This is a genomic window from Streptomyces sp. NPDC020742 (genome assembly GCF_040641675.1).
In the GTDB taxonomy this organism is placed as follows: domain Bacteria; phylum Actinomycetota; class Actinomycetes; order Streptomycetales; family Streptomycetaceae; genus Streptomyces.
This window is the reverse complement of record NZ_JBFAEA010000031.1, coordinates 16,359-36,317: the sequence shown is the minus strand read 5'-3', so window position 1 is coordinate 36,317 and position 19,959 is coordinate 16,359. Positions and strand designations below refer to the sequence as shown.

At 71.5% G+C, this 19,959-nt stretch carries 17 protein-coding genes and 1 tRNA gene; 13 read left to right on the top strand and 5 right to left on the bottom strand.

Annotation, left to right across the window (positions count from 1 at the left end; genetic code table 11):
• The first annotated feature begins 45 nt into the window (after window positions 1-45).
• The 5 genes from AB0G84_RS32325 (at window position 46) to AB0G84_RS32305 (ending at window position 5,049) form a co-directional block, all read left to right on the top strand.
• Window positions 46-666, top strand: coding sequence for a helix-turn-helix domain-containing protein (locus tag AB0G84_RS32325; protein ID WP_361328915.1), 621 nt, complete (start codon window positions 46-48; stop codon window positions 664-666).
• Complete coding sequence (locus tag AB0G84_RS32320; RefSeq protein ID WP_361328839.1) at window positions 663-863, top strand: ferredoxin; 201 nt, start codon at window positions 663-665, stop codon at window positions 861-863. The genes AB0G84_RS32325 and AB0G84_RS32320 overlap by 4 nt, the downstream gene beginning before the upstream one ends.
• The gene (locus AB0G84_RS32315; protein WP_361328836.1) at window positions 824-2,104 is read left to right on the top strand and encodes an FAD-dependent oxidoreductase; all 1,281 of its coding nucleotides are present in this window, start codon (window positions 824-826) and stop codon (window positions 2,102-2,104) included. The genes AB0G84_RS32320 and AB0G84_RS32315 overlap by 40 nt, the downstream gene beginning before the upstream one ends.
• A gap of 130 nt (window positions 2,105-2,234) precedes the next feature.
• The gene (locus AB0G84_RS32310; RefSeq protein WP_361328833.1) at window positions 2,235-3,701 is read left to right on the top strand and encodes an MFS transporter; all 1,467 of its coding nucleotides are present in this window, start codon (window positions 2,235-2,237) and stop codon (window positions 3,699-3,701) included.
• A gap of 103 nt (window positions 3,702-3,804) precedes the next feature.
• Window positions 3,805-5,049: a cytochrome P450 gene (locus tag AB0G84_RS32305; protein WP_361328830.1), complete on the top strand. Its 1,245-nt coding sequence runs from the start codon at window positions 3,805-3,807 to the stop codon at window positions 5,047-5,049.
• A gap of 235 nt (window positions 5,050-5,284) precedes the next feature.
• On the opposite strand, the gene AB0G84_RS32300 is transcribed toward AB0G84_RS32305, so the two are convergent.
• Window positions 5,285-5,356, bottom strand: a tRNA-Val gene (locus tag AB0G84_RS32300).
• 265 nt (window positions 5,357-5,621) lie between these two features.
• On the opposite strand from AB0G84_RS32300, the gene AB0G84_RS32295 reads away from it, so the two are divergent.
• From AB0G84_RS32295 to AB0G84_RS32265, 7 genes are all read left to right on the top strand, one after another.
• The gene (locus tag AB0G84_RS32295) at window positions 5,622-6,884 is read left to right on the top strand and encodes a hypothetical protein (protein ID WP_361328912.1); all 1,263 of its coding nucleotides are present in this window, start codon (window positions 5,622-5,624) and stop codon (window positions 6,882-6,884) included.
• A 297-nt stretch (window positions 6,885-7,181) separates the two neighbouring features.
• Window positions 7,182-7,955, top strand: coding sequence for a DUF4383 domain-containing protein (locus AB0G84_RS32290; protein WP_361328827.1), 774 nt, complete (start codon window positions 7,182-7,184; stop codon window positions 7,953-7,955).
• A gap of 366 nt (window positions 7,956-8,321) precedes the next feature.
• Complete coding sequence (locus AB0G84_RS32285) at window positions 8,322-9,029, top strand: FadR/GntR family transcriptional regulator (protein WP_361328824.1); 708 nt, start codon at window positions 8,322-8,324, stop codon at window positions 9,027-9,029.
• A 218-nt stretch (window positions 9,030-9,247) separates the two neighbouring features.
• Window positions 9,248-10,393 (top strand): galactonate dehydratase, encoded by a 1,146-nt coding sequence (gene dgoD, locus AB0G84_RS32280; protein WP_361328821.1) that lies wholly within the window; start codon window positions 9,248-9,250, stop codon window positions 10,391-10,393.
• Window positions 10,394-10,619: 226 nt separating this feature from the next.
• The gene (locus AB0G84_RS32275) at window positions 10,620-11,243 is read left to right on the top strand and encodes a bifunctional 4-hydroxy-2-oxoglutarate aldolase/2-dehydro-3-deoxy-phosphogluconate aldolase (protein WP_361328818.1); all 624 of its coding nucleotides are present in this window, start codon (window positions 10,620-10,622) and stop codon (window positions 11,241-11,243) included.
• Window positions 11,231-12,154: a PfkB family carbohydrate kinase gene (locus AB0G84_RS32270; protein WP_361328815.1), complete on the top strand. Its 924-nt coding sequence runs from the start codon at window positions 11,231-11,233 to the stop codon at window positions 12,152-12,154. The genes AB0G84_RS32275 and AB0G84_RS32270 overlap by 13 nt, the downstream gene beginning before the upstream one ends.
• Before the next feature lie 25 nt (window positions 12,155-12,179).
• A complete protein-coding gene (locus tag AB0G84_RS32265) occupies window positions 12,180-12,395 on the top strand; it encodes a zinc ribbon domain-containing protein (protein ID WP_361328812.1) in 216 nt (71 codons plus the stop codon).
• A gap of 250 nt (window positions 12,396-12,645) precedes the next feature.
• On the opposite strand, the gene AB0G84_RS32260 is transcribed toward AB0G84_RS32265, so the two are convergent.
• The 4 genes from AB0G84_RS32260 to AB0G84_RS32245 form a co-directional block, all read right to left on the bottom strand.
• Window positions 12,646-13,305 carry an O-methyltransferase gene (locus AB0G84_RS32260; RefSeq protein WP_361328810.1) on the bottom strand — a complete coding sequence of 220 codons (660 nt, stop codon included), beginning with the start codon at window positions 13,303-13,305 and terminating at the stop codon, window positions 12,646-12,648.
• A 217-nt stretch (window positions 13,306-13,522) separates the two neighbouring features.
• Window positions 13,523-14,344, bottom strand: coding sequence for an HAD family hydrolase (locus tag AB0G84_RS32255; RefSeq protein ID WP_361328807.1), 822 nt, complete (start codon window positions 14,342-14,344; stop codon window positions 13,523-13,525).
• On the bottom strand, window positions 14,341-17,169 hold the full coding sequence (locus tag AB0G84_RS32250; RefSeq protein WP_361328804.1) for a phosphoribosyltransferase: 2,829 nt from the start codon (window positions 17,167-17,169) through the stop codon (window positions 14,341-14,343). The genes AB0G84_RS32255 and AB0G84_RS32250 overlap by 4 nt, the downstream gene beginning before the upstream one ends.
• 3 nt (window positions 17,170-17,172) lie before the next feature.
• Complete coding sequence (locus tag AB0G84_RS32245; protein WP_361328801.1) at window positions 17,173-18,345, bottom strand: HpcH/HpaI aldolase/citrate lyase family protein; 1,173 nt, start codon at window positions 18,343-18,345, stop codon at window positions 17,173-17,175.
• A gap of 219 nt (window positions 18,346-18,564) precedes the next feature.
• Here AB0G84_RS32245 and AB0G84_RS32240 point away from each other — a divergent pair, with 219 nt between their 5' ends.
• A complete protein-coding gene (locus AB0G84_RS32240) occupies window positions 18,565-19,863 on the top strand; it encodes a TerD family protein (protein ID WP_361328798.1) in 1,299 nt (432 codons plus the stop codon).
• Window positions 19,864-19,959: the final 96 nt, after the last annotated feature.

Genomic DNA, 19,959 nt, shown 5'->3' with positions numbered 1-19,959 from the left:
CGAACCGCTCGGGCCGATCGCGTCGCCGAGACGCGCGAGGCGATCATGTCAGCCGCAGAGAGACTCTTCGCCGAGCACGGGCTGTCCGCCGTGTCGAACCGCCAAATCGGTGAGGCAGCAGGGCAGGGCAATGTCACCGCCGTCAGTTATCACTTCGGCAGCAAGGCCGGCCTGGTGCGCGCCATCATGGTCAAGCATGGCGAGGAAGCCGATCGGATCCGGCAGCGGTACGTGGAGGCGGTCGGCGACAGCCACGACATCCGGCACTGGGTCGACTGCCTGGTGCGCCCCGTAACGGAACATATGGGCTCGCTCGGCACCCCTTCCTGGCACGCCCGCTTCGCCGTCCAGGTCATGGCCGACCCTCTGATGCGCGCGATCATCACCGACGGGGCCCTTGTCAGGCCACATCTGGGACAGACCCTTGACGGTCTGGGCCGCTGCCTCCACACGCTGTCGGCACAAGTGCGGGCCGCACGCGGGGACATGGCCCGCCATCTGATCATCCACACCTGCGCGGAACAGGAGCGCGCCCTGGCCGAGGGCGGTGCGCCGCTGCACTCCTCGTGGGAGCGCACGGCCGACGCACTCTCCGACGCGATCGTCGGCCTGCTCACCGCACCTGTCACCTCCCCCCGCAACCACCTGGAGAACACCGGACCATGAAGATCACCGTGGACGAAGTGAAGTGCTGCGGCGCCGGGCAATGCGTGCTGATTGCGCCCGAGGTGTTCGATCAGCGGGACGACGACGGCATCGTCATCCTGCTTGACGCCGAACCGCCCGAGGAGCAGCACGCGGCCGTCCGTGAATCCGCCAGCGTATGCCCTGCCGCCGCCATCCACCTCGGCGAGAACTCGTGAGCGCACCCGAGCATGTGCTGGTGATCGGCGCCTCCGCCGCCGGCCTCGGCACAGCAGAGGCCCTCCGCCGCAAGGGCTACCAGGGCCGCCTGACCGTCCTGGGCGCCGAATCCAGACTGCCGTACGACCGGCCGCCGCTGTCGAAGCAGGTCCTCTCCGGCGCCTGGGAACCCGAACGGACACAGCTGCGCACCCAGGAGGTGCTGGACGCCCTGGATGCCGAGTTCCTGCTCGGCGACGCAGCTGTTGCCCTCGACGCGACGGCCCGCACCGTCCGCACCGCCTCCGGACGCACACTGAGCGCCGACGCCATCGTCGTGGCCACCGGGCTGCGCCCCCGCATGCTGCCCGGCCAAGAGGACCTGCGCGGCGTTCATGTGCTGCGCACGCTGGACGACGCCGCGGCGCTGCGGAGCGCTTTGCTGGGGGCCACGGGGGTCCCCCCGGCCGAAGTCCCCCAGCTACCGCGGGGAGGTGTCCCCAGGGGGAGAGTCGTGGTGGTCGGAAACGGCGTGCTCGGCGCAGAGATCGCCGCTACAGCAAGGGAAATGGGCCCGACCGTCACCCTGGTAGGTCCTCAGGCGGCGCCGATGGCCGACCAGCTGGGCCCTCAGGTTGCCGGCGTGCTCGCCGAGCTTCACACCCAACGCGGCGTGCGCCTCCTGAACGGCACCGCGGTCGCCGGCCTGACGTCACATCAGCGGCGGGTCAGCGGCGTGCGGCTGCCGAGTGGCGAGACCCTGCCCGCCGACGTGGTCGTGGTGGCGATCGGCTGCACCCCGGCTACCGAATGGCTGACCGGGAGCGGCCTGCGAGTGGAGGACGGAGTGGTGTGCGACTCCTACTGCCGCGCGGCGGACGGAATCTACGCCGTCGGCGACGTGGCCCGCTGGCATCACGACACTTTGGGCAGCTCGCTCCGGCTGGAGAACCGCACGAACGCCGTCGAGCAGACAGCAGTGGTCGCAGCGAACATCCTCGGCGAGAACCGGCCCTACACGCCCGTCCCATACTTCTGGACCGACCAGTTCAACGCGAAGATCCAGGTCTACGGGATGCCGTCGCCGGGTGCCGAAGTGACCGTCGTGGAAGGTAGCGAACGAGATCACCGGTTCGTCGCCCGCTACTCGCAGGCGGGTCAAGCAACTGGCGTACTCGGCTGGAACATGCCCAGACAGACCCGCCTGCACCGGCAGGTCCTCGTCGACGGAAACGCGCACACGCCTGTGCCGAGCCTGTGAGGACAGCGGGGTGGGGCTGCCACAGCCCCACCCCGCCCCGCACAACCACGCATAGGTCAACGACGTTCGGCATAGCCGAACTTGATGATGCGAAGCCGACTCACACGTCATTCAGGCGCAGAAGGAACACATGACTCCCCCGCAATCCGCCCACCGCCCCAACGCGGTCGTGGGCGTGCTGGCCCTGGCCAGCATCGTTGCCGCCCTCATGCAGACCCTGGTGGTTCCGCTGCTCGGCGAACTGCCGGCCCTGCTCCACACCTCGGCCTCCAATACCTCGTGGGCGGTCACCGCCACCCTGCTGGCCGGGGCCGTCACCACCCCTGCGAGCGGCCGCCTCGGTGACCTGTACGGCAAGCGTCGGATCCTTCTCGCCTGCTGTGTTCCGCTCGTCGCAGGCTCCGTGCTCTGCGCCCTCGCCGACTCCCTCGCGCCGATGATCATCGGTCGGGGCCTGCAGGGCATGGGCATGGGCATCGTGGCCCTGGGCATCAGCGCACTGCGTGACCTCATGCCGCCCGAGCGGCTCGGCTCTTCCATCGCGCTGATCAGTTCCTCGCTCGGCATCGGCGGCGCGCTCGGCCTGCCGTTCGCCGCTGCCGTCGCCGAACACGCTGACTGGCGCGTCCTGTTCTGGGTCTCCGCGGGTCTCGGTGCGCTCGTCGGCGTACTGATCTGGTTTCTGATACCCGCCACGCCCGCTCTGGCCAAGGGCAGCTTCGACACAGTAGGAGCGCTGGGCCTCGGTACCGGACTTGTCTGTCTCCTGCTTGGCGTCTCCAAGGGCGCCGACTGGGGATGGTCCAGTGCCCCGACCCTCGGACTCCTGATCGCGGCGCCGGTCGTCCTCGCCGTGTGGGCCCGGTGGGAGCTGCGCAGCCCCGCTCCGCTGGTCGACTTGCGCGTCGCCGCTCGTCCGCAGGTCCTTGTGACCAACGCGGCCTCGATCGTCGTCGCCTTCTCGATGTACGCCGCGGCCCTCATCGTGCCGCAACTCCTACAGCTGCCCAGCGAAACCGGCTACGGTCTGGGCCAGTCCATGCAGGCCACCGGCTTGTGGATGGCCCCTTCCGGTCTGATGATGATGCTCGTATCACCCTTGGGTGCGAAGCTGTCCGCCGCCCGCACTCCGAAGACGACCCTCGCCGTCGGAAGTCTCGTCATCGCCCTTGGCTACGGCTCGTCCATGGTCCTGATGGGATCGACCTGGGGCCTGCTGATCGTCACCTGCATCTGCAACACCGGCGTCGCCTTGACCTACGGCGCCATGCCCGCTCTCATCATGAGCGGGGTGCCGCAGTCGGAAACCGCCTCGGCCAACAGCTTCAACACGCTGATGCGCTCGGTCGGCACCTCCATCGCCGCCGCAGTCGTCGGGATCATGCTCACTCAGATGACCGTGCAGATCGGCGGCCGGGCGCTGCCCTCTGAGAGCGGCTTCCGCACCGGCATGCTGCTCGGTTGCGGCGTCGCCCTCGCAGCCGTGGCCATCGCCCTCACCATCCCCCTTCGTAGGACGGCCCGTTCAGAGGACGCAGACACCGCCTCGGCTCAACTCCCGCTTCCTGCGGGCAAGCCGGTCGACGGCGGCCAGTAGCACCGGCCCTCGCTTCTCGTCGTCTCCGCACCGCCAAGCACTCCCCCGCCGCACGCGCGGACGGATTCTCGGCCCACCCCTGACCGCCCCCTGGAGGACGACCATGACCACCGCGCCTGACGCCGACGCCGCCTCGGCCGAGATCCCCGACTTCCCCCCACCGCGTTCCGGTGTCTGCCCTTTCGATCCGTCACCGGAGATGCGCAGCCTGGAGCAGTACGGTCCGCTGACCAAAGTCCGCTCCTGGGGCGACAGCACTCCCTGGGTGGTGACCAGCCACGCCGAGCAGAAGTCCCTGCTCGCCGACCCCCGGCTGAGCGCGGTCTTCTCCCACCCAGGTTTCCCCAGCCCGGTCGCCCCCGCCCCCTACGCCCACCGGCACCAGGGGGGACCCGACCTGAGCTTCGTCGGCCTCGACGATCCGGAACACGCCCGGCTGCGCCGCATGGTCAGCGGTGCCTTCACCCTCAAACGGGTCGAGGCGATGCGCCCCGTCGTGCAGGAGATGGTGGACAGCTTCATCGACCGCATGCTCGCCGGGCCGAATCCCGCCGACCTGGTCCAGGCACTCGCGCTGCCGATTCCCTCCCTGGTCATCTCCGAACTGCTCGGCGTGCCCTACGAAGACCACGACTTCTTCCAGACCAACAGCAAGGACATCATCTCCGCCGTCGCCACCCCCGAGGTGCGGCATGCCGCCCACACCAACCTGGCCGAGTATCTCGATCACTTGGTCGGCGAGAAGCTCGCCAAGCCCGGCGACGACCTGCTCTCCCGGTTCAGCGAGCAGATCAAGGCCGGAGAGCTGACCCGCCGCGAAGCCGCTGCGATGGGCGTGCTGCTGCTGCTCGGCGGCCACGAGACCACAGCGAACATGATCACCCTGGGCACCCTGCTGCTGCTCCAGCACCCCGACCAGCTCGCCCTCATCCGCGAGACCGACGACCCCAAGGTAATCGTCTCTGCGGTGGAGGAGCTGCTGCGCTACCTCTCTATCGTGCACCTCGGGCGCCGCAGGACGGCGCTGGAGAACATCGAGATCGCCGGCCGGACCATCCGCGCCGGTGAGGGCGTGATCCTGCTCGGCGAGCTGGCCAACCGGGACCCTTCCGTCTTCCCTGCTCCGGACCGGCTGGACATCACCCGCGACGCCCGCCGGCACCAGGCGTTCGGCGCCGGCACCCACCACTGCGTCGGCCAGCCACTGGCCAGGATGGAACTACAAGTGGTCTACCCCACCCTCTTCCGACGCATCCCCACCCTGCGTGTGACGACGGACCTGGAGCAGCTCCCCTTCAAGTACGACGCAGTCATCTACGGGGTCTACGAGCTCCCGGTCACGTGGTAATGGGGTGAGGGCTTGAGGCCAAGAATCGCGAGTTGCGGACCTGGCCAAAGCGAAGGCGAAGAAGGCAGAGACGAAGCCACGCAAGACAGCCAAAGCGCTCGCCGAGCCGGAGCAGGAGCAGAATCGGCACTGGAAGCGGCGGCCTGACCGCGCCGACGTGTATTGCATGCGTACCGCCGCGCAGAGGCCCCTCCGCGCATCCGCGTGGAGGGGCCTCTGACCTGCTATTTCTCTGTGGGCACAACAGGATTCGAACCTGTGACATCTGCTTTGTAAGAGCAGCGCTCTACCGCTGAGCTATGCGCCCTGGCCGAGCCGACAGACTACCTTGCCTGCGGGGCTGGACTGCAAACCCGTACTCGAACCGCGAACTTACCGGCCGCTGTGTTCGTTTCGGGTGAGTGGGAGAATGACATCCGACCCTGGGGCGATCCGATCGGGAGAGGGACGTGGCGGCGACCTACACGCAGCGGCTTGAGCAGCGAGAACGCCGTCGTGCGCGGGGAGGTCCGGTCCGGGATGCGCTGGGGCTCGTACTGCTGCCGCTGCCGTTGTTGGTGACGCTGGCGCCGATGGCGTTTGCGGGCGGCGGGACCCGGCGCTGGTTCGGGCGCGGGGAGAGTCAGCGGGCCGATGCGCAGTCCGCGAAGGATGCCGCGGCGGCGGCGTTCTACGAGCTGGACACCGCCCAACGGGATCTGCGGATCTCCATAGAGGCGATCACCGCTGTGGACAGCTCCCCGCAGGCCCGGCGGGCCGCGGCGGACTACGAAGGCTTCGGGCGGCGGATCGATGAGGTCAGCCAGCGGTACATCACCGCGGTCGATTCCCACGATCTGGACCGTGATGATCTCGACGGCGGCGCGGCCGCACGGGCTCGGGCCGATCTGACCCGGGCCAAGGAGGAACTGGACCGCGTCAAGAGCGAGCTGGAGCGCTTCGCCCAGAGCCTGGGTCCGCTGCTGCAGTCCGCCGAGACCCAGCTGGCGCGGCTGGCGCCGGCCGTGGAGCAGGCCCGTCAGGCGTTGCTGGCGGCGAGCGGTGCACTGGACGCGGTACGGGCGCAGGGCCTGCGCGCGGACGAGCTGGCCGCTCGCCTCGCCGCCCTGGGACCGGAGCTGACCAAGCTCAACCAGGGTGCCGGGCAGCACGGCGTACCGGAGACGATCCGGCGCGCCGACGACGTACTGCGCAAGGCCGAGGGTGTACGGGCCGAGGCCGAGCAGCTGCCGGCGCGGGCCGCGGAGATCGGAAAGCGGCTGGTGTCGCTGCGCACCCGGGCGCAGGCCATCACGACCCGGGCGGAGAAGGTCGACCCGACCCTCAGCGAGCTGCGGCGGCGCTACAGCGCGGCGTGCTGGCAGGACCTCCAGCACGTGCCGGAGCAGGCCGTGCAGTCCGTACGGCAGGCCGAGGCCAAACTGCGGGAGGCGCAGCAGGCACGGGACGAGCAGCGCTGGGCGGATGCCACGAGCCTGCTGGCGACCGTACGGGCGCTGCTGGACGGCACGGACGACGCGGTGTCGGCCGCCGGTGACCGGCTGCAACGGCTCGATGCGGTGTCGTTCGACCGGCAGCAGGAGATCGACCGGACGCGGTTCGCGATCCGCGACGCCCAGCGGCTGGCGATGACCGGGCGCAGCACCCCCGATCCGCGGCACGCCCGCCCGTTGGACGACGCGGTGGCGCGGCTGGACCGTGCCGTAGAGGGCCTGGAGGGGCGGCATCCGGACTGGTGGCACTTCCTGACCGAGACCGAGGCGGTACGGCAGGCGGCCAGCCGGGTGGTGCAGGAGATCCGGGAGACCCGGGGCACGGCGGGGTCGGCGGGCTGAGGGCCGGCAGCCGGCGGTCACGGGGCCCTCGGTAGCGCACGGGAGCAGGTGGCCAGGTAGCCGCGGACGCCCCGGGGTCCGGACCGGACCTGGGAGTAGGGGAGAGGCGTTTTACCCGCATTCGGGCAGGTGAAGAGCTTTCGTCGGGTTTCCACGGAGGAGACGTTTTCCTCCGGAGCAATGGCGTTACGCGCACTCTGGGCGGATCCTGGAGATTGAACACGGCCCAGCGGCACATCTGCGCGAAGGAGGCCGGATATGGCTACTGGGGCTACTGGCCATACCCTGCACGGGCCCATGGGGCGGTTCCACCGCGACAAGGGGCACCACCACCGCACCCGGCTCGACGAGCATCTGCCCGTCGACCACGGGCTGAGCAAGGTCTACCGCATCGGCGCCGGGGTGATGGGCCTGATACTGATCGCATTCGGCGTCCTCGGGATGACCCACCACATCGGCTTCTTCGACACCGGCGGCGACACCGTTGCCGCCCTGAACACCAATGGCGCCCTCAGCGTGCTGTCGATCATCGTCGGTGTGATCCTCTTCGCCGGCATGGTGATCGGCGGGAACTTCGCCTCGACCCTCAACATGGTGTTCGGCGGCCTCTTCCTGCTGAGCGGGTTCGTGAATCTGGCGCTGTTGCAGACCAACGCGAACTTCCTCGCCTTCCGGATCCAGAACGTCCTGTTCAGCTTTGTGGTCGGGCTGATGCTGTTGGTCTTCGGCATGTACGGGCGGGTCAGCGGTGGCCTCTCGTACGAAAACCCGTACTGGCGGGCCCGGCACCCCGAGGAAGCCGAGCGCTTCGACCGCGGCGAGTGGCATCCGGTATCCGGGATGACGGCCGGACGCCAGTGGGCCCGCCTCAAGATGCAGGGCGCCCCGCATGCCGGACTGGGTTCCTTCGGCCCCGGCACCAGCAGCAGCATCACGCGCAGGGGCGCGGACGCCGAGGTGCATGGTGCCGGCGCACGGAGCGACAGAAGCAGCCCCGGCAACACCAGCGCCGGCACCGGCACCAGCACTGGCACTGGCACTGGCACTGGCACTGGCACCAAGGAGTCGTGAGCCGCGGGTCCGCACGCACGCACCGGGGCGCCATGAGCCCGGGCGGGAAAGACGTCGGGGCGTACCGAGGTGGGATTGGGGTGCTCGGTACGCCCCGGCGGCCGCGACGGTACGGGGGTGCGCCGATATGGCCGACAGGGAAGTGCGCCCGTACGGGAGTGCGCCGATATCGGAGGGCGGCGTGCGGGAGTGCGGCGATGCGGGTGGTGCGGGTGGTGCCAAGGGTGTGCACGGTGCCCAAGACGGACGGGGCGGACGGAGGCGGACGGGGACGGTGCCGGCGCACGGGCTTGGGGTGGACTCCCAAGAGGGGGAGACCCCCGGGGCGGGGGGGAGATCATGGGGAACGTCAGCAAGGAGCAGCACATGAGCCGGTCGGGGCACCCCGCCTCCACCGAGGGCCACGGGGTTCACAACGCGGCGGTCGAAGCACTCGCCCAGCGGATCTTCAAGGGCACCTACGGCGAGGGCGAAACTCTGGTCATGCCCGATCTGATGGCGGAGCTGGACGTCAGCCAGACCGTACTGCGCGAGTCGATCAAGGTGTTGACCACCAAGGGCCTCCTCGGCACCCACCCGAACCGTGGCACGTTCGTCCTGCCCCGGGAGGAGTGGAACCTCCTGGACACGGATGTCTTGCGCTGGAAGCTCGCCGCCGGGGCGTCCTCCGACTTCTTCGCCGATGTGCTCGAACTGCGGCGCTCCATCGAGCCGGCCGCCGCCGCACTGGCCGCGGAGCGCCGCACGGAGGACGATCTGGCCACGCTGGACGCCGCGTTGCGCACCATGGCCGTGACCGAGGACGACGATCCGGCGCTGCTCCTGCAGGCCGACGCGTCCTTTCACACGGCGCTGCTGGTCGCGTCGAACAACCGCTTCTACGCGCAGATGCACAAGGTGATCGTTCCGGTGCTCATCGAGCGCGACCGGGCCGTGCTCGCCGCCAATGGCGCCTGCGCTCACCCCCATGCGCCGCACGCCGCCGTCGTCGAGGCCGTACGGGATCGGGACGTCGACGGCGCGTACATGGCGATGCTCGAACTGCTGGACCTGTCGGCACAGGAGCATCCGTAGACGGCATTCCTAGAGGTCATGCGTAGAGGGCCGTCCATAGAGACGTCCATAGAGGGCGTCCATAGAGGGCGTCCGTAGAGGGCGTCCGTAGAGGGCGTCCGTAGAGGGCGTCCGTAGAGGGCATCCATAGACGGGGTGGGGCGGCGCGCGTGTCGCCGAGCGCTCCCGCAACGCCGAGTGTTTCCGCTGCCCACGCGTCGAGAGGACGGTCCCGGTCCATGAAGGTCAGCCGCATCGAGACGTTCCTCGCCCCGCCGCGCTGGATGTTCGTACGGGTGGAGACCGATGAGGGCCTGGTCGGGTGGGGTGAGCCGGTGGTCGAAGGGCGGGCCGAGCCGGTGCGGGCGGCCGTGGAGGTGCTGTCCGAGTACCTGCTGGGCCAGGATCCGGCACGGATCGAGGACCACTGGCAGGTCATGACCAAGGGCGGGTTCTACCGGGGCGGGCCGGTCCTCTCCTCCGCCGTCGCCGGCCTGGACCAGGCGCTGTGGGACATCAAGGGGAAGGCGTACGGGGTCCCCGTCCACCAGTTGTTGGGCGGGCCGGTACGGGAGGAGGTCCGCGCCTATGCCTGGGTCGGCGGCGACGAGCCGCAGGCCGTCCGCGAGGCGATTGCCGCGCAGGTCGAAGCGGGCTTCACGGCCGTCAAGATGAACGGCTGCGGCCGGATGAGCCCGGTGGCGACCCGCGCCGAAGTACGCGCATGTCTGCTCCGGGCCGAAACCGCCCGTGAAGTCCTCGGTGAGGACAGGGACTTCGGACTCGACTTCCACGGCCGGGTCTCCCCCGCCAATGCCCGCAGGCTGCTCCCCCTCCTCGTCGAGCACGCGCCGATGTTCGTCGAGGAACCGGTGCTCCCCGAGTACGTGCAGGCCCTCCCTGATCTCGTCAACGCCTCCAACATCCCCCTCGCACTCGGTGAACGTCTCTTCACCCGCCAGGAGTTCCTGGCCCCGCTGGCTGCCGGTGTCGCGGTCCTCCAGCCGGACATCTCGCACGCCGGCGGCATCTCCGAGCTGCGCCGGATCGCCGCGCTGGCCGAGGCGTACGGCGCGCAGCTCGCCCCGCACTGTCCGCTCGGCCCGGTGGCGCTGGCCGCCAGTCTCCAAGTCGCCTTCACCACCCCGAACTTCCTGATCCAGGAGCAGTCCATCGGCATCCACTACCACCGGGACGCCGAGCTGCTGGACTACGTCACGGACTCGGAACCGTTCCGCTTCCACGGCGGGTCGTTCCTGCGGACCGACCGGCCCGGCCTCGGTGTCGAGGTGGACGAGGCCGCCGTACGCGCCGCGGACCAGCGGGGGCACGCCTGGCGGAACCCCGTGTGGCGCTCTGCGGACGGGGCGTTCGCCGAGTGGTGAGGGTGGCGGACAGGAACCGCGGGAACCGAGCTCGCTCCCGGTGTGATCCGTCACGGGCGGGCCCGGTCCCCGCGGTGTGATCCGCCTGCCGCCCCACGAGCCGTCCCAACAGCCCACCGCGCCCCTCCCGGACCGGAATAATCGGCGGTGGAAGAGTCACCCGCGTGCCCGGACGACTCCGCTGCGCGGTGCGCGTGCGGCGGGGAGCGAGAAAGCAGGAAACGCCATGGACTTCAGCGAAGCGCTCCGGACCGAGCGGCTGGTCGTCATCATCCGGGGCAGGGAGGCGGAGGCGTCCTTCCGCACCGTCATGGCGCTTGCGGAGGCCGGTCTTCCGCTGATCGAGGTCTCCCTCGGCGGCAGAGAGGCGCTCAAGGTCATCCGGCGGGCCCGGGCCGAGCTCGGCGACGCGGCCTGGCTCGGCGCGGGCACCGTCCTGACCGGCCACGACGCCCGGTGCGCGGCCGAGGCCGGGGCGAATCTGATCGTCACGCCGGGGCTGGGGGCGGGGCTGGAGGAGTCCGTGCGTCAGGGACTGCCGACGCTCGCCGGCGTGCTGACACCGTCCGAGGTGATCGCGGCGGAGGCGCTGGGCGTTTCCGCGCTGAAGCTGTTCCCGGCGTCGGCCGCCGGTGGGCCGGAGTATCTGCGGGCGCTCCGGGGCCCCTTCCCCGAGGTCCCGTTCGTACCGGTCGGCGGGGTGGACACGGGCATGGCGCAGGCGTACTTCGACGCCGGTGCGGTGGCCGTGGGCGTCGGGTCCTCGCTGGTCGGGGATGCGGCGGACGGGGGCGATCTGGACGAGTTGCGCAAGCGTGCGGCGGAGTTCAAGGCGGTGTGCGCGGGGTGACGGGACGGGCGACGGCCGTGCAGGACGGGGAGGGAGGCGGGCCCGGCAGCGGGCCCGAGCCGTCGGCCGCGGCCGACGGCGACGGGTCCCCGCGTGCGGGACAGGCGGCGCGCCCGGAGGTGTTCACGGCCGGCGCCGTCGAGGGTGCCTTCGCCGCCGCCCCGCCGCGGGTGCTGCATCTGACCGGGATCACCCCGGCGCTGAGCGCCACGGCTCGCACCGCGGCGGACCGGGCCGTCCAATTGGCGCGGCGGAGCGGTGCGTTGGTGTGCCTCGATGTGAACTTCCGGTCCCGGCTGTGGACCGCCGAGGAGGCCGCGTCGGTGCTGAGCGAGTGGATGCCCTTCGTGGACATCCTGATCGCCTCCGAGGACGAGCTGCCGCTGTGCCTCCCCGGAGGCGGAGGCAGGAGCGGGGGTGCGCAGAAGACACCGGGGGTCGAGGGCACGCAGGAGACGCCTGGGGCCCGAGGGATGCAGGAGACGCCGGGGGCCGGGGGCGCGTCGGCGCGAGCCGGGGGTGCCTCGGCGGGAGCCGGGGGTGCCTCGGCGGGCCCCGGCGCCGCTGGTGGGGAGGCTCTCGTTGCCGACCAGGCCGGACGCCTGCTGGACGGGGGCGTCCGTGAGGTGGTGGTCAAACTCGGGGCGGCGGGGGCGACGGTCCACACCGGGGATGGCACCCTGCACCAGCCCGCCCCTTCCGTACGAGCCGTGGACGCCGTCGGCGCGGGCGATGCGTTTGTGGCCGGGTATCTGTCGGCGCTGCTGGACGGTGCGGGGCCGGCCGGACGGTTGGAGCGCGCCACCACCACGGGGGCGTTCGCGGTGGCGTCCCCTGGTGACTGGGAGGGCGCGCCGACCCGCGCGGAGCTGGGCATGCTGGGCTCGCCGCCCGGCACCGTCGTCCGCTGAGCCGCGCCGCGGCTAATCTGTGGCCATGCCTCGTTATGAATACCGGTGCCGCCCCTGTGGCTCCACCTTCGAGCTGAACCGGCCGATGGCCGAGTCCTCCGCCCCGGCCGTCTGCCCGGAAGGCCACGAGGACACCGTGAAGCTGCTCTCCACGGTCGCCGTCGGCGGCTCCGCCACCGCACCGTCGGCCGCCCCGAGCGGTGGGGGCGGCGGCTGCTGCGGAGGCGGCTGCTGCGGCTAGGCCACCTGAGGGCGGGGACTCTCACCGGGCCCGCGCTGAGGGCCTGCACGGAGGGCCTGCACGGAGGGCCTGCGCTGAGGCCCCGCCCTGAGGCCCCACGCTGTGGGCCTGCACGGAGGTCCCACGCTGATGTCCCACGCCGAGGGACTGCGTTGAGGGCCTGCACGCAGCCTCTGCGCAGGCCCTGTGCGCAGCCCCCGGCCCGGCACTGCTGCTTGCCTACCACCGCTCGCGCGCTACCGCTGGCGCACTACCGCTTGCGCGCCAGCGTCACACCGTCCGCCACGGTGAGCATCACCGCCTCCATCCGCTGATCCGCCAGGACATGGTCGTTGAAGGCCCTGATCGCCAGGGCCGAACCGGTCGCGGCCGGGTCGACGACCTCGCCGTGGTACAGGACGTTGTCCGCGACGATCAGGCCTCCGGGCCGCATGCGCGGCACCAACTCGTCCCAGTACCCGATGTAGCCCCCCTTGTCCGCGTCGAGGTAGACAAGATCGATGTGCGGTTCGGTCGGCATCGCCCGCAGCGTCTCCAGTGCGGGGGCGATCCGCAGCTCGATACGGTCCGCGACGCCGGCCTTCGCCCATGCCTCCCTGCCGTACGCCGTCCACTCCTCGGAGACGTCACAGGCGATCAGGGTGCCGTCCGCGGGCAACGCCTGGGCCATGGACAGCGTCGAGTAGCCGGTGAACGTGCCCACCTCGACGATGTGCCGGGCCCCGGTCAACCGGACGAGGAACGCCAGCAGCGGCCCCTGCTCTTCGGCCGACTGCATCCCGGCCGCCTCGGGGAACCGTTCGTGGGTGAGTTCCACGATGTCGCGCTGGGCCGCGTCCAGCGGCGGATTGTGGGCGAGGACGTAGTCGTACAACTCTGCTGTGATCGGTGTGCTCTTGGACTCAGCCACGGGCTCTCCTCTTGATCAAGGATCGCGGTTTCGGCCGATCACCGGACGGTGCCGCCGACCGCCTCGGCGAGACTAGCCGAGCCCCGCCGCTGTCAGCGGCTATTTCCCCTCCCTCCACGTTCCCTCCCTCCACGAGCCCGGCCGAGGCATCGCCCTCCCCTGCCATGTCCCCGAGGTACCGCAGAACCGCCAGGCCCCGGCGGGGCCGTCGTCCGGATCAGCCGGCGCAGCCGGGGGGCGTGGCGCCGCGGAGGAAGGCCCGCAGGATCTCCTCGCCCGCGGCGACGCCCCGCTCGTCGAGGGCCGTGACATGGGAGGCCCGCCAACCGGAGTCCGCCAGTTCACCGTGTCCGGGGCGCCAGCCGCGGTCCGCGGCCAGCAGCAGATCGGCGTCGAGCAGGGAGTCACCGGCGGCGAGGACCGTCGATGCCCCGGTACGGCGCCGCACCTCCGCCACGGCTGCGCCCTTGGTCAGCGGCCGGGGCACGGCATAGATCTTGCGGCCCTGGAGGGAGACGGCCCAGCCCCGCTCCTCCGCCCAGCCGGCGAGGTCCTTCACCCAGGTCCCGGGCAGCAGCGGCCGGTCCACCACGAGATAGGCGAACAGGTCCTCGGCGACCCGTTCCTTGCGCAGCCAGGCGGGGTCGGCGGTGCGGACGAGGTGCGCGCGGACCTCGTCCAGGGGTGCGCACTGCGCGGCCAGCCGCTCGGCGACGGTGCGCTGCCAGTCCGGGTCGGACTCCCCGCGGACGAGCAGGTGCCCGCCGTTGGCGCAGATCGCGAACTCCGGTTCCGGGCCCGGGAGATGGATGCGTCCGTACTGCTCACGGGTGCGGGTGGTGGTCGGTACGAAGGTGGTGCCGGCGGCCAGTTCGGCAAGCAGTCCGGCGGCCGCCTCCGTCATATAGGACAGCGGCTTGCGGTCATAGGTCTCGACGCACAGCAGCCGCGGGGCCTCGGCGTCAGGCATGGCGAGGCTCAGCGCGGCGGACGAGTAGATCAGGGTGCGGTCGAGGTCGCTGGCGACGATCGTGCTCATCGGGCGGCCACCGCCTTGCCGTCGGCCCCCGTCGCCCCGCGGGTGAAGCGGGGGTGGATCAACCCCACACAGGTGTAGGGCAGTTCGTCGACCTCTTCGACGGGCACGCCCCGTTGTTCCGCCAGGAGGCGCACATGATCGAGATCGGCCCCGGCGCCCTTCCGGGCCAGGATCTTCCAGGGGACCCGGCGCAGCAGCACGCGTGTGGTCTCACCGACACCGGGTTTGACGAGGTTGACGTCGTCGATCCCGTACTCCGCGCTGATCCGCTCGACGGCCGTCCAGCCCGCCCAGGTGGGCGTGCGGTCGGCGGCGGCGAGCTCCTCCACCTCCGCGGCGACCTCATCGGTGACCTCGTCGAAGCGGGCGGCGACCGTGTCGAGGAAGGTGCGCGACAGGTCGGTGTCGGCCAGCTCGCGGTAGAACTTCGCGCCGTGGAAGTCGTCCGGTCCGACGAGGTCGGCGCGCAGGACGGTGCGCGATATGAGGCCGGAGACGGTGGAGTTGAGGCAGGCGGAGGGGATGAGGAAGTCGTCGCGGGTGCCGTACGTCTCGACACAGCCGCCGGGGTCTGCGAGCACGGCGATCCTCGGGTCGAAGCCGGGGAGGTCGGCGAGGGCGTCGGCGAGTTCTCGGGTGATGGCGCCCTTGCCGGTCCAGCCGTCCACGAACACCACGTCCGCCGGGTCGTGATGGGCGGCCAGCCAGCGCAGCGCAGTGGTGTCGATCCCCCGGCCACGGACGATCGACACCGCGTAGTGCGGCAGGTCCAGGCCGTGCGTGTGCCGCGCCCAGCGGCGCATCAGGACCCCGACGGGGGTGCCGGCCCGCGCCAGCGAGACCAGCACGGGGCGGGGGCCGCGTTCGGCGAGCACGGTCTCGGTGACGGTGCCCACGGCGCGCGCGATCCGGGCCGCGGAGGTCCCCAGCGCGCTGTGGAAGAGCGCCTGGTACTGCTCGCTCGGCTGGTACTCCACCGGCAGCGACTCGGCGTAGTGGGCGCCGCCCTGCTGAATCGCCTCCTCCCGCTCCTCGGTGGGCGCCTCCAGCGTGAGGTCGGACAGGTCCTGCAGCAGCCAACCGACCTCGTCGGCCGCGTAGGAGGAGAAGGCGGGGCCGCGCAGCGGCTCGGGGAGCGACAGGGAGCGGGCCCGGGGGTGCGGTGCGTACGAGGGGATGACGGCCAGCAGCAGCCGGTCGGTGTGCCCGGCGAGGCGGTCCAACAGGCCGCCGGGGGCGTGGAGTTCGGGCCGGTCGCCGTGGGAGTCGACGACGGCGACGACGGCGTCGAACCGCCGTTGCGGGTCGGCGCCGGCCGCGACGTTGTAGGCGTACCGCTCCCCCGGGCCGTCGGCCGGACGGTCATGGGCGGGGAAGGAGAGCCGGGTCCGTATCGCGTAGCCGGGGTCGTCCACGGCGAGCACGGGCGAGCGGGTGGTGGTCGAGAAGTACACCTCCGGATCGGCGGCCTGGGCGGCCGGCTCACCGGTGCGTGGCGGAGCCACGCCCTCCCCGCCGACCGAGCCGGGGCCACCGACCGAGCCGGGGCCACCGACCGAGCCGGGGCCACCGACCGAGCCGGGGCCGCTCACCGAGCCGGGGCCACCGACCGAGCCGTCCTCGCCGATGGAGCCGTCCGGGCCGTCGGGGCCGTCCGGGCCCTCGGTCACCAGGACGTCCAGCGCCTCGGCGATCCGCAGCGGGGCGTACATCAGCTCCTCGTTGCCGAGGACCAGGATGCGGCGGGCGCCGTCCAGATGAGGCGCGAGGCGCGCCGCCAGGTCCGGCAGGGCGGCTTCCAACCGCCTACGGTGCGCCGGTGTGAAGCCGTGCCGTCCGCCGTCCGGCACGCCGGCCGGCCAGTCGAGCTCGATCCGTTCCGCCCGCGCGCCGCCGCCGGAGGCGGGCTCGGGACGAGCCCCGGACGCCCCCTCCGCGCGGCGCTCCCCGGCTCCCTCGCCCTCGGCGCCGACCTCGCCCTCGGCAACGGCCTCGTCCTCAGCAACGGCTTTGTCCGACGCCGTGCTTTCGTCCGAGGCAACGGCCTGGTGGTGCCCGGCGGCAGCCTCGCCCTCGGCAACCGCTTCGTACTCGGCGACGAGTCGTTGTCCGCGCAGCAGGACGTCCTCGGGGAGCCGCACCCCGCCCGCGGCCAGCGCGACGAGGTCGACGCGGGCGCCCAGTTCCGCAGCGAACTTCTCCAGGTGGCCGCGGTCCGCGTCGGAGCGCATGTCGACCAGGGCGACGACCACGTACCGCTCGCGCGGGAAGCGTGCGTGCAGCGCCCGGATGGTGTTCAGGACGGTCCTGCCGGTGGAGAACTCGTCGTCGACGAGGACCAGCGGACCGTCACCGGCGAGGAGTTCGGGGTCCTCGGGGAGCAGCAGGTGGGAGGTGGCATGGCTGTGCTCCTCCTCGAAGCCGCCGACCTGCGCCACGCCCGCCACCGGGCGACGGGTGGAGTGCAGGTAGGGCGCGAGTGCCAGCCCGTCGGCCACCGAGTGGCCCAGGCCGGTGGCGGTCTCGGCGTAGCCCAGGACGACGGAGCGGGCGGCGGCCTCGTCGCCCAGGAGTTCCCGCACCCGGCGCCCCAGTCCGAAGCCGGCGCCGTGGATCACCGCCGGCCGCTGCGGTACGTGCTTGCCCAGCACGTTCGACACGAGCAGATGGGCGCGCCGGGGGTTGCGCCGCAGCGCCAGCCCCAGCAGTTCCGGCAGCTCGTCCCCGCCGTCGAGCGAGACCCCGAGCCGGCCGGCGACCCACTCTCCCGTCCACACCACGCGTTCCGTCTCCTCCGTCGTACCGTTCATCTCGTCCGTCGCCATGTCTCAGGTCTGCGGCAGGCTGGCCGTCAGCAGTTCCACGAAGCCGACGCCCTCGCGGGCGACCCCGAAGGCCTCCGCGCGCAGCAGGGTCCGTTCGGCCCAGGCGCGGTGCGGCTTCACCTCGTTCATCTTGTTCGTATAGGCGGAGCGCATGACCCCGCCGTCGCCGCGTTCCGGCCGCAGGATGTCCGCGGCGTCGCTGAACTCCTCATGGCTCACCACGGAGAGGGCGTGCACCGGCGCCACATGGGTGGGGTGGATGCAGGTCTTGCCCTGCAGGCCGTTGGCACGGTCCAGTTCGATCTCGCGGAGCAGGCCGTCCATGTCGTGCTCGATCAGCGCGGTACGCAGTTCCTCGGCGCGACCGAGGAACGGGCTGCGCCGCAATTGTGGCTTGAACATGCGCTCATGCAGCCGGAAGTACTCCCAGACCGGGCCGGTGACGGTGAAGCCGGTACCGTCCGCCCGCCCCAGGACGTTGACCACGTCGGAGATCACGGAGGCGACGATCTGGACGTCGTAGGCCGTGATGTCGGGAGGTCTGCGCAGGCCGTAGGCGGAGCAGAAGTCGGTGACGCCCAGCCGCAGGGCTAGGACCCGCTCCCGGTACTTGTCGACGGCCCTGGCGATGCCCTCCAGGGTCTCAACGCGGCTCTCCAGGTGCAGCAGCTCCGGGGACTCCAGGACGGGCATGGCGAACAGGCGCCGGTCGCTGGCGGCCTCGGCCGCGGTCAGCGCTTCGAGGAACGGGATCCCGCGCTCCTCGGTGAACTTCGGCAGAACGAATCCGGACAGGCAGTGCACCGCCGGCCCCATCCGGCGTACCAGGTCCGGTATTTGGCCCGGAGCCCGGACGCGGACGAAGAGCAGCGGCAGGTCCGCGCCCTCCTGGGCGGCGGTGTCGAGGAGGCCGAGCTGCCGGACGAGGTTCTCCTCACCGGCCTCGACATCGGCGTCCCCTATGGAGTCCTCAAGGCACAGCACCATCGACATCACGCCGCGTGCGGCCTGCTTGAGGACGTCGGCGGCGAGCCGTGGGCGGGTGGCGGGGCTGTAGAGCGTGGCGCCGAGGGCGACCGCAAGCATCCGGGCCGGAGAGTCGGCAGTGAACTCCGCGGGCTCTTGGTGGAACAGTGCCTTCCGGGTGTCAGGCGGAAGGTACCCGAAATGACGCATAGAACTCCCCGTCTAGATGCGGGACCCCGGGCACCCCCGCTGCGTCTCGCTGTCTGGATCCAGCCGGTAATCGTACGTGTGTGGGGGTGTGGATAGTTCCCGCGTACGTGAAAATCACGTAACCCCCATGACGTGTCCAGGTGTCCTGCAGAGGCGCACCGGACACGGCTCACGGGCCCCGCGTTGTCGCTGCGACCTTAGGGAAGGCAGGATTGCGGCATGACGCACGCGATGCTGAAAGGGTCGAACGTACCCCTCGATGCCACGGCGGTACGGGCCGTGCTGCGCTGGACGCCCGGCGCCGGGGTCCCTGATGTCGATGCCTCGGCGCTGTTGGTGGGGCCCGAGGGACGCGTGCGCTCCGACGAGGACTTCGTCTTCTACAACCAGCCGCACCACCCCAGCGGGCTGATCCGGCACCTCCCCAAGACCCAGCAGGACGACGGTTTCGCCGACACCATCGAGGCGGAGCTGGGCTCACTGGACCCCTCGGTGGACCGGGTCGTGCTGGCCGCTTCGTCGGACGGCGGTCCCTTCGCCGGCGTCACGGATCTGCGGGTCCTGCTGTTCGACGCGGCGGAGAGCGACGGGGAGCCCCTGGCGGTCTTCGACGTGGTGCCGGAGACCGGTCAGGAGACGGCCCTGATCTGCGGGGAGTTGTACCGCCGTGCGCAGGGCTGGAAGTTCCGCGCCCTGGGGCAGGGGTACGACAGCGGTCTGTTCGGCCTGGCCACCGAGTTCGGGATCTCGGTGGAGGAGAACGACGACCACGGCGCCGGTGCCGAGGGAGCAGCGCAGACCGCACCGGAGCCGGCACCGGTGCCGCTGGGCTCGGAGCCCACGGAGGCCATGCCCTCACCCGCGCAGGACGAGACCTCCGGTACGTCCCCGGCCCCGGCCGCCTCCTCCACAGCGAGCGGCCCGACGAGCGGCAGCGGCCCGGTGAGCGGCAGCGCCACGGAGAGCGGCGCCGCGGCCGGCGGCCCCGCGGCCGGGTCCCCCCCTCCTTCCGGCACGTCCGCCCCCGGTGGGCCATCCGCCCCCACGACGCCGCCACCGAGCGTCTGGCCCGAACAGGCCTCGGGCCCGCCGTCCGCTGCGGATCCGCAGGGCTCCCCGGCATCGGACCCCGCGGCCGTCACCCAGCAGGTGTCGGACGCGATGCCGGAGCCGTTCTCGGCCGCGCCGCTGCCCCCGGCCGGCGCGCCGCCCCAGGCACCTCCGACCGGCGCGGTCCCCCCGGCGCCCTTGGGCCCCCCGCCCACCAGCGGCGGCTACGGCTACCCGCCGAACGTTCCGCCGCCGCCCTCCCAGCCCCCGGCCCAGCCTGCCTACGGCTACCCGGGACCGCCGCCCCAGTACCAGCCGCAGCAACCGCCCGCCTACGGCTACCCGGGACCGCCGCCGCAGCAGCAGCCGTACCCGGCGTCGACATACGGCTATCCGGTGCAGCAGCCGTTCGTGCCGGACCCGTCCTTCGTGCTGCCGCCCCAGGGACCGCAGTTCCAGCGCCGCTGAGGGGCTTCCTGCGGATCTCCGTGGGCCGGCGGGGTCCGACACGCAGCTCCCGAAGAGCGCCCCGGTCGTTCGCCTCCGATGGAGTCGCCCTGGTGG

Excerpts from the sequence above, each read along its gene's own strand:
- AB0G84_RS32325 (WP_361328915.1), top strand. The coding sequence starts at position 46 with ATGTCAGCCGCAGAGAGACTCTTCGCCGAGCACGGGCTGTCCGCCGTG.
- AB0G84_RS32320 (WP_361328839.1), top strand. The coding sequence starts at position 663 with ATGAAGATCACCGTGGACGAAGTGAAGTGCTGCGGCGCCGGGCAATGC.
- AB0G84_RS32315 (WP_361328836.1), top strand. The coding sequence starts at position 824 with ATGCCCTGCCGCCGCCATCCACCTCGGCGAGAACTCGTGAGCGCACCC.
- AB0G84_RS32310 (WP_361328833.1), top strand. The coding sequence starts at position 2,235 with ATGACTCCCCCGCAATCCGCCCACCGCCCCAACGCGGTCGTGGGCGTG.
- AB0G84_RS32305 (WP_361328830.1), top strand. The coding sequence starts at position 3,805 with ATGACCACCGCGCCTGACGCCGACGCCGCCTCGGCCGAGATCCCCGAC.
- AB0G84_RS32295 (WP_361328912.1), top strand. The coding sequence starts at position 5,622 with ATGGCGTTTGCGGGCGGCGGGACCCGGCGCTGGTTCGGGCGCGGGGAG.
- AB0G84_RS32290 (WP_361328827.1), top strand. The coding sequence starts at position 7,182 with ATGGGGCGGTTCCACCGCGACAAGGGGCACCACCACCGCACCCGGCTC.
- AB0G84_RS32285 (WP_361328824.1), top strand. The coding sequence starts at position 8,322 with ATGAGCCGGTCGGGGCACCCCGCCTCCACCGAGGGCCACGGGGTTCAC.
- dgoD (WP_361328821.1), top strand. The coding sequence starts at position 9,248 with ATGAAGGTCAGCCGCATCGAGACGTTCCTCGCCCCGCCGCGCTGGATG.
- AB0G84_RS32275 (WP_361328818.1), top strand. The coding sequence starts at position 10,620 with ATGGACTTCAGCGAAGCGCTCCGGACCGAGCGGCTGGTCGTCATCATC.
- AB0G84_RS32265 (WP_361328812.1), top strand. The coding sequence starts at position 12,180 with ATGCCTCGTTATGAATACCGGTGCCGCCCCTGTGGCTCCACCTTCGAG.
- AB0G84_RS32255 (WP_361328807.1), bottom strand. The coding sequence starts at position 14,344 with ATGAGCACGATCGTCGCCAGCGACCTCGACCGCACCCTGATCTACTCG.
- AB0G84_RS32250 (WP_361328804.1), bottom strand. The coding sequence starts at position 17,169 with ATGGCGACGGACGAGATGAACGGTACGACGGAGGAGACGGAACGCGTG.
- AB0G84_RS32245 (WP_361328801.1), bottom strand. The coding sequence starts at position 18,345 with ATGCGTCATTTCGGGTACCTTCCGCCTGACACCCGGAAGGCACTGTTC.
- AB0G84_RS32240 (WP_361328798.1), top strand. The coding sequence starts at position 18,565 with ATGACGCACGCGATGCTGAAAGGGTCGAACGTACCCCTCGATGCCACG.